General features: G+C 36.7%; 12 protein-coding genes. 3 read left to right on the top strand and 9 right to left on the bottom strand.

Annotated elements, in window-relative coordinates; genetic code table 11:
• Positions 1–151: 151 nt before the first annotated feature.
• From AC13DP_RS13725 to AC13DP_RS13715, 3 genes are all read left to right on the top strand, one after another.
• Complete coding sequence (locus AC13DP_RS13725) at positions 152–562, top strand: BrxA/BrxB family bacilliredoxin (protein WP_013069643.1); 411 nt, start codon at positions 152–154, stop codon at positions 560–562.
• A gap of 161 nt (positions 563–723) precedes the next feature.
• Entirely contained in the window at positions 724–1455 is a 732-nt protein-coding gene (locus AC13DP_RS13720; RefSeq protein WP_347406087.1) for a lysophospholipid acyltransferase family protein, read from the top strand.
• A 3-nt stretch (positions 1456–1458) separates the two neighbouring features.
• Positions 1459–2115: an HD domain-containing protein gene (locus AC13DP_RS13715; RefSeq protein ID WP_013069641.1), complete on the top strand. Its 657-nt coding sequence runs from the start codon at positions 1459–1461 to the stop codon at positions 2113–2115.
• An 805-nt stretch (positions 2116–2920) separates the two neighbouring features.
• Here the strand turns inward: AC13DP_RS13715 and AC13DP_RS13710 are convergent.
• The 9 genes from AC13DP_RS13710 to hemH form a co-directional block, all read right to left on the bottom strand.
• Positions 2921–4843, bottom strand: a complete 1923-nt coding sequence (locus AC13DP_RS13710; RefSeq protein ID WP_347406086.1) for a S9 family peptidase — start codon at positions 4841–4843, stop codon at positions 2921–2923.
• Between the two features lie 470 nt (positions 4844–5313).
• Positions 5314–6105 carry a DNA-formamidopyrimidine glycosylase family protein gene (locus tag AC13DP_RS13705; RefSeq protein ID WP_347406085.1) on the bottom strand — a complete coding sequence of 264 codons (792 nt, stop codon included), beginning with the start codon at positions 6103–6105 and terminating at the stop codon, positions 5314–5316.
• 207 nt (positions 6106–6312) lie between these two features.
• The gene (locus AC13DP_RS13700; protein WP_347406084.1) at positions 6313–7599 is read right to left on the bottom strand and encodes a hypothetical protein; all 1287 of its coding nucleotides are present in this window, start codon (positions 7597–7599) and stop codon (positions 6313–6315) included.
• An 83-nt stretch (positions 7600–7682) separates the two neighbouring features.
• Positions 7683–8759 (bottom strand): PA0069 family radical SAM protein, encoded by a 1077-nt coding sequence (locus AC13DP_RS13695; protein WP_347406083.1) that lies wholly within the window; start codon positions 8757–8759, stop codon positions 7683–7685.
• A gap of 90 nt (positions 8760–8849) precedes the next feature.
• Positions 8850–9632 carry an enoyl-CoA hydratase/isomerase family protein gene (locus AC13DP_RS13690; protein WP_483067962.1) on the bottom strand — a complete coding sequence of 261 codons (783 nt, stop codon included), beginning with the start codon at positions 9630–9632 and terminating at the stop codon, positions 8850–8852.
• A 62-nt stretch (positions 9633–9694) separates the two neighbouring features.
• Positions 9695–11149, bottom strand: a complete 1455-nt coding sequence (locus AC13DP_RS13685; RefSeq protein ID WP_347406082.1) for a sensor histidine kinase — start codon at positions 11147–11149, stop codon at positions 9695–9697.
• 99 nt (positions 11150–11248) lie between these two features.
• Positions 11249–11797, bottom strand: a complete 549-nt coding sequence (locus AC13DP_RS13680; protein WP_347406081.1) for a CopD family protein — start codon at positions 11795–11797, stop codon at positions 11249–11251.
• Between the two features lie 37 nt (positions 11798–11834).
• Positions 11835–13184, bottom strand: coding sequence for an MATE family efflux transporter (locus tag AC13DP_RS13675; RefSeq protein WP_347406080.1), 1350 nt, complete (start codon positions 13182–13184; stop codon positions 11835–11837).
• Positions 13184–14218 (bottom strand): ferrochelatase, encoded by a 1035-nt coding sequence (gene hemH, locus AC13DP_RS13670; protein ID WP_347406079.1) that lies wholly within the window; start codon positions 14216–14218, stop codon positions 13184–13186. Before hemH ends, AC13DP_RS13675 begins: the two co-directional genes overlap by 1 nt.
• Positions 14219–14283 lie beyond the last annotated feature (65 nt).

Genomic DNA, 14283 nt, shown 5'->3' with positions numbered 1-14283 from the left:
ACATTTACAAAACTAACGGCTTTTATTGTAAGGGTAGGGATTTACGCACGACAACTTTATAAGAAATTAGGTTTAACGGCTGACTTTCATGAAGCTGAACTTAATTTAATATCTTTGTAAACTAATAAAGTCTAATAATAAATTACAATATATGTATCCAGCAGATTTAGTAAAGCCAATGCGTGAAGATCTTACTAGCATAGGTTTTGAAGAATTACATACCGTAGAAGATGTAGAAGCGGCAATGAAAAAAGAAGGAACTACGTTAGTTGTAGTAAATTCGGTTTGCGGATGTGCTGCAGCAAATGCTCGTCCTGGTGCCAGAATGTCTTTACAAAATGCAAAAACTCCAGATAACTTATATACCGTTTTTGCCGGTGTAGATCGCGAAGCTACTGATGTTGCTCGTGGTTTTATGGTACCGTTCCCTCCTTCGTCGCCTTCTATGGCCTTATTTAAAGATGGTGAGCTGGTACACATGTTAGAGCGCCACCATATTGAAGGACGTCCTGCTGAAATGATTGCAGAGAACCTTACCGGTGCTTACGACGAATTTTGCTAAGCAGCATTCACATTTAAAATATCAAAAACCGACAAATTGCTTGTCGGTTTTTTTATCTCCATTGTTTTCCCATATTGCCCAGAATGCGACATGGAATGATCGTATAAGAAATCTGTGGCTATTTCCTTTAAAAACTTATTTTTGTAGTTTTAAACTGCATAATGAAGAAAATACTATCATATCCATTAACGGTAATTTTTTACTTTTTTTTCTTTCTTACCTTACTAATATTTCATCCAGTCCAATGGGTATCATTAAAATTGGGAGGTTATTCTGCGCATAAAAAAAGTGTAGATATTTTTAATTTTTTCTTGCTGCGTTGCCTTAACATATTGGGAACACGATTTGTGGTTGAAAACGAACATAATATCCCGGTAGAGCGCCCATGTATATTTGTTGCTAACCATCAGGGCGTGTACGATATCCCACCCATTATCTGGTATTTAAGAAAACACCATCCCAAATTTGTTAGTAAAAAAGAACTGGGCAAAGGGATTCCCAGTATTTCTTTTAATTTAAGACATGGTGGATCGGTTTTAATCGATCGTAAAAACCGTAGAGAAAGTTTATTGAAAATGGCAAAATTTGCCAAATATTTAAAAGAGACCAATCGCTCTGCCGTAATCTTTCCTGAGGGTACAAGAAGTCGAGATGGCCAACCTAAAAAATTTGCGGCCAGTGGAATGCAGATACTTTTTAAGCAGATGCCACATGCGCTGGTGGTACCAATAACCATTAATAACTGCTGGCAACTTTTAAAGGATGGAAGTTTCCCTTTAACAATAGGGGTAAAATTACGAATGAAAGTTCATAAACCTATTGAAATCGATTCTACCGATCCGGAAAGCCTGGTAGCCCTGGTAGAGCGTACAATAATTGCTGATATTCGATAAACTATGACTAACAAAGATTTGATTATTGAAAACACCATTCAGTTTGTAAAAGATACACTTAAAAACGCTGAAGGTGGGCATGACTGGTTTCATATAGAACGTGTTTTAAATAATGCTAAACTTATCGCTAAGACAGAAGAGGCCAATGATTTTATCATTCAGCTTGGCGCATTACTTCATGATATTGCCGATTCTAAATTTCATAATGGAGATGAGACGGTTGGGCCAAAAGTAGCTACCGAATTTCTACAATCTCAGCAGGTAAATGCAGATGTTATCGAGCATGTGGTAAAAATTATTCAGAATATCTCTTTTAAAGGCGGAAATGTAGAGCAACAATTTCATTCGACCGAATTAGATATCGTTCAGGATGCCGATCGTTTAGATGCTCTTGGTGCCATCGGGATCGCAAGAACCTTTAATTATGGTGGCTTTAAGGGAAGACCGCTTTATGATCCTGAAATAGCGCCAAAATTAAATATGACAAAAGAAGAATATAAAGCCTCTAATACTCCAACGATCAATCATTTCTACGAAAAGTTGTTATTGCTTAAAGATCGAATGAACACCAAAACCGGTACTGAAATTGCACAAAAACGCCATCAATATATGGAAAGCTTTTTAGATCAGTTTTACGCAGAATGGAATGGGGAAGCTTGAATTATCTTACAGTGAACGGAAAAAGGCATCAGCTTAAAAAAATTCAACATTCAACATTTAAAATTCAAAATTTGTAAAGTCAGCTTCTTTTCCTGCTTCCTAGCCCTTGATTCTTGAATATCTCGTCTATTTTCTCTTCTCTATATTCTAGATTATCACCGTATAAAGCACTTCAAATCATAGATTCAATTAATCTTGCTTTTGAAAAAATCACTCGGTCCTCATTAGTATTTAGGTCACTGAGTGATTTCAAAGAAATCGTATCAAAGTGCCCAGGATGATAGCAATCAATCTACAGTGACCATTAACAATAACACGTACAAAACTCTAAACAATCAGCTTAAAAAGAATTCAAAATTCAGCATTTAAAATTCAAAATTTTTAAAATAGCTTCCTGGCTCTCGATTCTTGAATATCTCGTCTATTTTCTCTTCTCTATATTCTAGATTATTACCGTATAAAGCACTTCAAATCATGGATTCAATTAATCTTGCTTTTGAAAAATCACTCGGTCCTCATTAGTATTTAGGTCACTGAGTGATTTCAAAGAAATCGTATCGAAGTGCCCAGGATGATAGCAATCAATCTACAGTAACCATTAACAATAACCCTTACAAAACTCTAAACAATCAGCTTAAAAAGAATTCAAAATTCAACATTTAAAATTCAAAATTTTTAAAATAGCTTCCTGGCTCTTGATTTACGAACTCTCTTTTCTCTGACCTATATTCTAGCAGCGCAGCAATCTAAATTCTTAATCCCCATCGCCACATCTTCAATTAGCAAATTATCAAATTGATCAATTCTAATTCTTCAAGTGTTCCGCAAAAAAGCCCATCATCGCTTTATAAAGATCTAATCGATTTTCTTCTTTAGCAAAACCGTGACCCTCATCATATTTCACCATATAAGGCACTTCTACTCCTTTAGATCTAAGGGTCTCTACGATTTGATCGGCTTCGTTAATATTCACTCTAGGATCATTAGCCCCCTGAACCACAAACAACGGATTTTTGATTTCATCGACATGTAAGGCGGGCGAAATCTCGGCCATAATCTTTTTCTCTTCCGGAATGCCCGGATTATACCATATCTTATATAATAACTCCCGATACTTTTCCCAGTATGGCGGGATAGTTTCCATAAAAGTATTTAGGTTACTCACACCTACATAATCTACTCCGCAGGCATATTTCTCCGGTGTTTTTGTCATTCCGCGTAATACGGCATAACCACCATGACTGCCGCCATATATCGCTATGCGATCTTTATCTACCCAACCTTGTTCGATTACATAATCTACGCCATCTTCCACATCGTCCATTGCTTTACGACCAATTTCTCCAAAGCCTGCTTTTAAAAATTCTTTTCCATAGCCTCCAGAAATTCTAAAGTTTACATGTAAGGTTGCATAACCACGGCTGGCGAATAATTGCGCTTCTGGATTAAAGCCCCAGCTATCACGAATTCCCTGTGGACCGCCATGAGGATTTACCACTAATGGCACTTGCATTCCTTCCTGATAGCTATGCGGCAAAGTAATATAACCGTGTAGCGTTAATCCATCCCGACTTTTAAAAGTGATAGGTTTCATACTCGCCATATCTTCTTCTTTTAGATGCGGTAATAATTTATAGAGTAAACTTATCTCATCAGCTTCTACATCATATAGGTAGTACTCTCCTACAATTTTATCGCTGGTTACCGCAACCATATATTTGGATTCGTCATCTGTTCTACCTACGGTAAAAAACTGTTTATCTCCAAATTCCTGCTTTAACCTATTATAGATTTTTTTATAAGTATCGCTAACAGGAATAATTTGTGTTTTCTCACCGGTATAAGAAAAATAATCGATCTCATAGTTACGCTTTTTAGAAAGCGCCATACCCGATACATCATAGGTATCATTACTAAAAACTGTGTTTATCTTCTTATTTTTCTTTAAATCGTAAAGCTGAATTTCTATCTTATCTCCTTCAAGATTAGAAATCACATAGGCATCATCTGGGTTAGCACTTCCCGGATTGAAAGAAGAAATACCAAATTCATCTCCAAATTCGGTCAACTTTACCAATTTAAATTCTCCATCGATTTTATATAGCAGTTCAGTATTTACACCATCTACAATTCTGCTTATCGCTCTTAAATTTCCTTCGCGATCAAAATCATAACCCGCCACCGGCGGTTCGCCTTCTTTAACTGTATATAATTTTGTAATCTCTCCTGAGTTGATATTAAGTCGATAAGGCTCTTCCTGCTGTGGATTATCCTTATTCATTTGGATAATTATATGTTCCTTATCTTCTTTTAGCGATTCTATAATATTCACACGCACACCTTCAAAAGGAGTGAGCTCTTTATCATTTGCGCCATTAATATCTACTCCGTAAACATGGTAATTTTCATCTCCACCTTTATCCTGAAGATATAAAATACGCTCATCATTGGCCCAGGAAAATCCGCGGATTAAATCCTGTTCCTGTTTCTTCAACAGGCTTTCTTTTTTGGTTTTAGTATCCATTAAATACAAATCGCGCTCGCCAGAGTCCCGACGTTTCATGTATGCGATATGGTCACCATTTGGCGATAACTTAAAAGCAAAAGTTTGCGGAGTTCTAAAGTAGTCTTCTACGGAATAATTATAGCCTCCGGTTTCCTTGGCTGCAAGCTTTTTAAATTCTTCTTCATTTGATGGCAATAAGGTATTTCCTGGTTTTTTCTTCACAGTTTTGTTTAATTTTAGAGGGTACACCTGCCCATTTGTTCGTAAACTCCTTAGACGCTATCACTGGTTATCCTACCGGTATTGGTCATTTGGCTCTTGGCCGACTTGATCGTCGCCGTATCATACAGCAAAATTACCGAATCTAATTGGATTCGCGAAGCGCTCTGGGTAGGAACATCTAAAGTCGCAGTATAGCCATCTTTAATTGGAGTACTATTAAAAATATGTTCAAGTTCTATCCCTGTGCCTCGAGTGCTACGCTAAAAGAGAAATCTGGTTTTTGTGCTTGTATGAAAGCATATCAAAGAATAAAAATAAGATTGTAATTAATGCTTTCGTATTCCTGATTTAGATAAAGTGGGTTCAAACTATTGGTAACCTAAACCTGAATGATAACTAAAGCTTATTTTTATAAAACCATTTTTTTACTGGGTAATCGAGATTAAATGATCTGAGATTTATCAGGTAGTTTATTGAATTTCCTTCTGGCAAACAGGGCAAAAATAAGTGGTTCTCCCAGAGACTTTAGTTTGTTCGATTTTTCCGTTATTTCTGGGGCAATCTGCGCCTTCGCCTTCTTTTCGTATACGGGTAAGATAAGATTCAGGCACGCGCTTTCCTTCGATCCTGGCTTCTTTTACTACTTTTAAAACCTCCTCAATTTTATCAAAAATTGATTTTAGCTGTTTTTGGCTTAGGGTATTTACCTTTGTTTTTGGATGAATTTTAGTTTGGAACAATACCTCATCTGCATACATATTCCCTATACCGGCAATTAAACTTTGATTCATCAACAAGCCTTTTATCGTTCCGCTTCTCCCATCACAAATCTTTAGAAATTCCTTTTCGGTTATAGCCAGGGCATCTGCTCCAAGATTGTGAGATTGTTGAAATTCTTCAACGCTTTTTGCCAGATAGAGCTTAGCAAATTTACGCGGACAAGTAAAGGCCAGTTTGGAGTGATCTTCAAAAATTAATTTTAATTGAGTATATTTTGGAGTATCATCGTGTTGATAATAATCAAGTTTCCCCGTCATTCCAAAATGCATTACCAGCACTCCGTTTTTCTTTAATTTCAGAAATAAATATTTGCCTATTCGCGACGTGGATTCAAATGCATTGTCTGTGAGGATCTTTCCAAAATCGGCTTTAGCCGACTGGTAAATCTTTTTATCACCGGTTTCAATCTCAACGATCTTTTTATGCAAAATGGTAGCATCAGCGTATTTTTTCTGGTAAGCAACTTCTGGTAATTCTGGCATTGTGCTTTGGTTTAAGATTTAAGGTTTTTAGCCCCGATTAAGCTCGCATTTTTTAGAATTCAATAGTCTTTAGTCGATAGTTTTAGCTATTAGCTTTTTAGCTCATTGATTCTAATCTTTTCTTGGGTCGTCGGACGCAGTAAAAGAAACAAAAAAGTCTAGGCTTACGAAAGTTGATCTAAATTCTTCGTTCTGAAGCTAAAGGCATTATCGATTAAAAGGATATTCTGAAATCCAATGAAATCCTCTATTGTTCAGTAAGAAATCTTCACGTCCTTTCCGTTCAGTTTTAAAATAAACACTATCATTTTTAAAAATACCTTCAAACTCAAAAACATCAGCATCAGATTCAGCTTCATTTTTATAATGTAGAAACCCTACTTTGGTGGAGTCCTGTTCTTTTAAATAAATCTTTTGAGCTATCGTATCGGTTTCCGTCTGATAATAAATCCCTTCATTATTCATTTTCTGAATATACACTCTATTTGGACTATCAAAAATAAGGCGTCGAAATCGAACACTATCGTTTAACAAAGCAGGTCTTTTCGTATGATTCAGCGCAAATTCGTTCAACTCATAAATTCCATATAACTTATGCTTCGGGCCAAGATCTCCATATAGATATTGACTCCTCATCGCATTAATAAGATTTAAATAAACAATAAGAATTAATACCAGGAACTTCACAATTTGAAGCGTATAGTTCTTCCACTTTTTAGAAAACGGGCTTACAAATTTATACTTAGAAACATCACGATTAAGTACAAAAACATTAAGCATTCGCCTGCCGTCTATCAAAATCAAAAAGGCTGAAAAAACACACAAATGCAGGGAAAATAATTTTACGGGAATATCATAAGAGATATTCATCATAAAAACATTAAGCATTACCCCAAAACCTACCACAGCTCCAAGAGTCCTGGTTCGCTTAAACATAAGTAAAATAGCAGCAATAGTCTCAGACCATCCTGCAAAAACCGTGTAAGTTTTGGAAAATCCCATGTAGTTCCAGGCTAACCCCATAGGCGACATTTCTCCCAAAGGTGTTACTAATCTTATTAAATAGGGTTCTCCAAACTGTAGTTTAAAAATCTTGATGATCCCATAAGTAAGAAGCACAAAAATCAGGTAATATCGAACGTATTGTCCGCCAATGTAAACGAGTTTCCTATAATTTAATTTACTACGAAAAATAAGGAAAATAAGCGTAGCAAGTGCTAAACTAAAGATCCCCACCAGTAAGCATCTAACAAAATCGAATAAGGTATCACCGCTTCCGGTAGGTCGTATATAAACCGGATCTGTATTATTCAAAACATTATCTGAGAACCACGGTACTATAATATGCCATGTATTTTGATTGAAAAATTCTTCGAAAAAATATATATGAACGAAACCATTTAGAGGAAAAGGGAAAATATAGATGACCGAATAAATAAAGAAAAAAAGAATTACGTATCTAAGTAATCCTTCGCTAATCGACGTGAGTTTCATAATTTTTGATTGATGAATTATGCCTGTTTAAAAAACTAATATTTACAGAACGAAACCCTAATTAAATTATTTTCAAGCTATTATCAAAATAGTTTCATCTGTCCATCTTTATATTCTTCATGTAAATTGCAATTTAATACCCTGCGTTGGCGATCTTTTAAATATAAATTTCTGGCAATTTTAAACTGTTGTTTTACCTGATCGGCAAATTCACCTTCACCCTTCATTCGTGTTCCGAACCGGCTGTCATTTAAACTTCCGCCGTGAATATTTTCAATTTGATGCAGTACCTTATCTCCCCTATCCGGCATTGTTTTCTTTATCCAATCGGTAAAAATCCCTCCTATAGCACCATTTAATCTTACAATAGTATATCCTACACTTAGTGCACCACGACCAGCTATTTCTTTAACCAATGGCATAATTTCATGACTGTTTACAGAAGGAATTATTGGTGCCATCATCACATTTACAGGAATTCCTCTTGCTGAAAGTTTTTCTACAGTTTCTAATCGTTTTTTAATACTCGCGGTACGCGGTTCTAAAATTCGGCGCGTTTCCTCCCGCAAGCTGGTGATGGAAATATTTACATGAATTAAATGATCCTTATTCAATTCTTCTAAAATATCTAAATCGCGAAGTACTAACGCATTTTTAGTGATGATTCCCACCGGATGCCTATATTTTAAAAAGGTTTGAAGTAATTTTCGCGTAATCTCCAATTGCTTTTCTACCGGTTGATAGCAATCGGTATTTCCCGATAAAACGATTGGAGCGGCCTGCCAGTTTTTACTACGCAGTTTCTTTTCGAGCAATTCTACCGCATTTCTTTTTACTAATATTTTCTGTTCAAAATCAAGTCCGGGGCTAAATCCCCAATATTCATGAGAATTCCGTGCATAACAATAAATACATCCATGCTCGCAGCCCTGATATGGATTTAGAGAATACGCCATACCCACATCCGGACTTTCAACTTTATTCACAATCGTTTTTGGAAACGTATCGATAGTAACTGTCCTACTCTCCTGAACATCATCCCCTTCTGCGGCACAATAATTCAAAAAATCATCTCGAAATTCGTGAGTATTTGCATCAAATCGATTAGGCACATTGCTTTGTGCTCCTCTACCTTTTATATAATCTTGAGGTTTGGACATTTCACAAAATTATGGAATTAATCCAATTATAAGGAAATTTTCCATTTTATTTTAGATAAAAAATCCCTGCATTTTTACAGGGATTAAATATCACTTCCCGGGAAATTCTGCTTTTCGTTTATTTAAAAAAGCAGAAGTTCCTTCTTTAAAATCTTCAGTTCCAAAAGCTTTTCCAAATTCATTAATTTCAACTTCAAATCCGTTTACTCCTTTTTCGTAGCTGGCATTAATGGCTTTAATCGCCCCCTCAATAGCCACTAGTGAATTGTTAAGAATCTTACCGGCTAATTTTTCCGTAAATTCTAAAAGTTCTTCCTGAGTAGTTACGTGGTTTACTAAATTATATTGCAAAGCCTGATTGGCATCTATCATTCCGGCTGTCATAATCATTTCCATAGCACGACCCTTTCCAACAATTTGGGATAAACGTTGTGTGCCGCCATAACCGGGAATCACTCCTAAAGAAACTTCTGGCAATCCCATTTTAGCATTTTCAGAAGCAACTCTAAAATGTGCCGCCATTGCCAGTTCTAGTCCGCCACCTAAAGCAAACCCATTTACGGCGGCAATTACCGGTTTTGGGAAATTAGCCACGAAATCAAACAATTTGGCATGTCCTTCAGCAGCCAGTTGCTTTCCTTCTTCCGGAGAAAAATCAGCAAACTCACTAATATCTGCACCGGCAACAAAGGCCTTTTCTCCACTTCCAGTAAGGATAATAACTTTTACCTCATCATTATCTTTTGCTTCAGAAAAAGCTTCATGAAGCTCCTGTATCGTATCTCTATTTAAAGCATTAAGCTTAGAAGGACGATCTATGGTAATGTAAAGAATTTCGTTTTCTTCTTCAACTAAAATATTTTGATAACCCATCGTGTTGGTTTTTTATTAAAGTTAGCATATTTACTGCAGTCTTCCCAAAAACCTGGTGATCGTTATTTAGGAAAACGGACTTTAAAGATAGTGCCTTTGCCGGGTTTTGAGGTAAAATTTATACTCCCTTTATAAGTTTCTACAATATTTTTAACCATTGCAAGACCCAATCCCATTCCGCTATTCTTTGTAGTAAACTTAGGCTCAAAAATCTTTTCTCTGTTTTCTGCTGAAATTCCATGTCCGTTATCACAAATACTAATACACACATTATCAGGCTCTTCATCAATACTCACCACAATTTTTGGATCTTTTGTGTTGTCCATAGCCTGAATGGCATTTTTTACCAGATTGGTCACTACTCGTATAAGCTGTGTACGATCGAACTTGGCTAAAATTTCCTCTTTTTCTGAATTGAAAATGATGTAATTTTCGTTGAAAATATCGAGTGCCAATTTGGTAATTTTAGGCACATTTAAGGTTTCATTTTGCTGGGCTGGCATTTTAGCAAAGTTTGAAAACGCCGAGGCAATCGAGCTCATCGTATCGATCTGATTGATTAAAGTATCACAAAATTCGTTGACTTTATGCTCAATTTCCGGATCATTTCTATCAAACCTGCGCTCAAAACTTTGGACACTTAAACGCATTGGCGTAAGCGGATTTTTAATTTCGTGCGCAACCTGTTTTGCCATTTCTCGCCAGGCTTGTTCTCGCTCACCGGTCGCTAGTTTTACCGCGCTTTCTTCTAACTCATCGATCATCGAATTATAAGCCGAAATAAGTGCATAAATTTCTTCAGAAGCATTGCTAAGCTCAATCTTCTGGTTTCGTTTATCCAACCGGGTTTGATTAATTTTTTCTGAAATAATCTTAAGAGACTTGGTAATATATTTTGAAAGGAAATAAGATAAAATTATCGCCAGCGCCAGCATAAAAAGATAAACTTCTCCCAGGCGCATCAAAAAGTCATTAAGGTCACGGTTTAGTACACTATCATCCTGAAGATAGGGTAAATATAAGATCGCCAAAGGTTTGAAGCGCTGATCGGTAATATAGGTATATGATGACTGAAATTTCTCGCCATTGGTTTCGCCTTTCATTAAATATCTTCGGTTAGAAGAGGCATCCAATTTGGCTAAAATGGACTTATCGATTTGATAGTCTGTGGTATCTTTAAAAAAATTCTCTTTAGAACTTATTAATAATTTTCCTTCCAGATCATAGATATTGATTTGCATCTCGTGTACCTGAGACATTTCATAAATCTTCTGGTTTTGTTTAAAAATAGAAGGTATATTCTCGGTATTCACCATATAGGTCGTACTGGCAAGTACAAAGTTTATATTTTCCCTAATAGCTTGTTCTTTACGCTCCAGGCGCTCACGGTGATAAGCTTCTGCTTCTTGTTTATATTGATAGATGGTAACCCCTGCGATCAAGATAGAAGCTCCCAATACCAAAAGGATCATGGAAATAAAAATACGCGTTCTTAAGGATAATTTTAAAAGCTTCATAAATTGCTAATTACCGCAAATTAATCAAAATCATTGGGATAAATAGTCGATGATTTTAGACTCAGACATTTTCCGGAAAAGAATCAATTATCACACCAATCACGCATCGGGATTTCTAGCACGTATCTTTTTATACAGTTTGATCCCAAGCATTAGGAGAATACCGAGGGCAAAAATCCCAATCACTCCATAGATCCAATCCAGCGCATTTCTAACAATAACCAGGAATATAACCGAAAAAAGGATCACGGTAGAGCCTTCATTCCAAAGACGCATTTGACCTGAAGTATATTTTACCTTATCTACCTGTAATTGTTTAAAAATATGATGTGTTTTTAAATGATAGGCAATTAAAAGGATCACAAAACCTAACTTTACATGCATCCATCCCTGTTGTAACCAAACGGGCTGCATGACCAATAAAATTATGGCGAATAAGGTCGCTAAAATACCAGAGGGCCAGGTGATAATAAACCATAGACGCTTAGCCATAAGTTTGAGTTGATTACCTAAAATCGACTTATCTGGTTCTGGTTTATCGAAGGCCTCAATTTGATACACAAATAAACGCGGAATATAAAAAAGCCCGGCAAACCAGGTGATCACAAAAATAAGATGAAGGGATTTTATGTAATTATAATATTCCAAAGTGTGTTATTTAGAATGCAAATTAAAAGGATTTCTCTTAATCCTGTTTCAAATTCTTCCTGATTTCGCGATTTAAGAAATATCCCGTTACCATTGTTGAAAGCACATCGGCAATTGGAAAACTTATCCAAACTCCCATCTCTCCGTAATAATTTGGTAAAATTAATATTAGCGGAATAAAGAAAAATCCCTGTCTGGAGAGTGTTAATAACAAAGCCGGAACAGCTTTTCCTATCGCCTGAAAATAGGCAGCTCCAATAAGCTGTAAAGCAACTATTGGTGTTGCGGCAAAAACCCAGCGCATGGCTCCAGGTGTACGCTCAATGATCGCTTCATTTTTAGTGAAAACCATGGCAATTTCTTTAGAAAATCCCATAATCAAACCAAAAACAACGCAGCCCATCAAACAAGCATATAGAATAGCTTTATTGATAGTGCTTTGTACTCTTTTATATTTTTCAGCTCCGTAATTATAGCCGGCAATGGGCAAAAATCCCTGTGTGATTCCTAAAACCGGGAACAATGCAAACATCAACATTCGCCCGATAATCGCGTAAACGGCGACACCATCTTCACCGGCAAGATCAAAAAGAATGTTATTCATTAATAAATAAATCACACTTACCACTGCCTGTCGCGCCAATGTTACGAATCCTAAGGAACCTATCTCCTGGAGAATAGGTAAGTCCAGTCGAAAATGACTGAAATCGATTTTGAGTTCTGAATGACCCGAGAACACAAAAAACCAAAAAATGTAAAGGAAGCAAAGCATATATGATCCTGTGGTTGCCCATGCAGCCCCGTTCATTCCAAGATCCATTACATTAATAAAAAGGTAATCACCAATAATATTTCCTACAGAGGGAATAATCATCGAGACCATGGCAAACGTGGGTTTGCCCTCAGCTCTTATCACATTATTCCCCATCATATTAAGCGCGAGGATGGGCACCCCGTACAACACAATACGATAATAGATCTTGGCCGGCTCAAAAATATCTCCTTTTCCCCCAAAAGCCGGAATAAGCTCGTTGATAAAAACAAGTCCTAAAATTACCAAAGTCACGCATAGCAGCAGGGTTAGGGTGATTTGATTTCCGAAGGTTTTAAGTGCTTTTTTATGATTATCGGCACCTAGTGCACGGGATATAATTGAAGACCCCCCAATGCCGATGCTCATCCCTAAAGCGGCGATAAAAAACGAAATAGGCAACACCACATTAATTGCGGCTATTGCGGTAGAACCAATCCAGTTTCCAACAAAAATGGTATCTACAAGGATATTAAGCGACATTACCAGAATCCCTACAGATGCTGGCAATGCCTGGCGTATTAAAAGTTTTCCTATCGATTCATTTCCAAGCGCTTCAGAGCTTACTTTTGCCATTATGCTTCAACAGGTTTTTGATGCGCCCACTCGTCTACCCAGCGAGACAACATTTTCACCCAGTCTTCACGATCGTTTAAGCAGGGAACTACAGTAAATTCTTTACCACCAACTTCATGAAAAATCTCTTCTCCTTCCATCGCAATTTCTTCCAGGGTTTCTAAACAATCGGAAACAAAAGCAGGAGTTACAATAGCCATTTTTTTAATTCCTTGCTTTCCAAAACGCTCTATCGTTCTATCGGTATATGGTTTTAACCATGGATCGAATCCTAATCTGGACTGAAAACTTACGCTATAAGTTCCTTCTTTTAAATTCAAATATTCAGCCACCAGCCTGGTTGTTTCATAGCATTGATGACGGTAACAAAATTGATGAGCAGAAGAGGCCGTTTGGCAACAACTACCGTCTATTTTACAATGTGAATTCGTAATATCGCTTTTCCTGATATGCCGCTCTGGCACTCCGTGATACGAAAATAATAAATGCTCAAAATCTAAATTTTGCAAACGCTCCTGAATACTATTCCCTAAAACACGAATATAATCCGGGTGATTATAAAAAGCGGGCACCGAGGTAAATTTAATCTCTGGAAAATGCTTTTGGCGTAATTCTTCAGCTAATACTAAAATGGTCTCGGTCGTAGCCATTGCAAATTGTGGATACAATGGAAAAAGCAACACCTCATCAACTCCCTGTTCTTTAAGTTCTTTTAAACCATCATAGATACTTGGTGTACCGTAACGCATTGCCAGAGCAATAGGGACCGAGGTCATCTCGTCTACTTTTCCCTGTAAGCGTTCAGAAAGCACAATTAATGGTGAACCTTCTTCCCACCAAATTTTTTGATAAGCTTCGGCCGATTTTTTAGGTCGGGTATTTAGGATAATTCCCTTCACCAACAACGCACGGAAGAAATACGGTAAATCGATTACCCTTCCGTCCATTAAAAATTCACCAAGATATTTTTTTACGTCTTTCGGATCTGTACTATCTGGAGATCCCAGATTTACTAAAAGTACGCCTTTGCTCATGTCTTTCTGTTTTTACAACTACAAAGTTAAGCCTATAAATTTGTTCAACTATAAATTAGTATTAT

The organism is Zunongwangia sp. L-65 (genome assembly GCF_056859415.1).
This window is presented reverse-complemented; position numbering and strand designations above follow the sequence as displayed.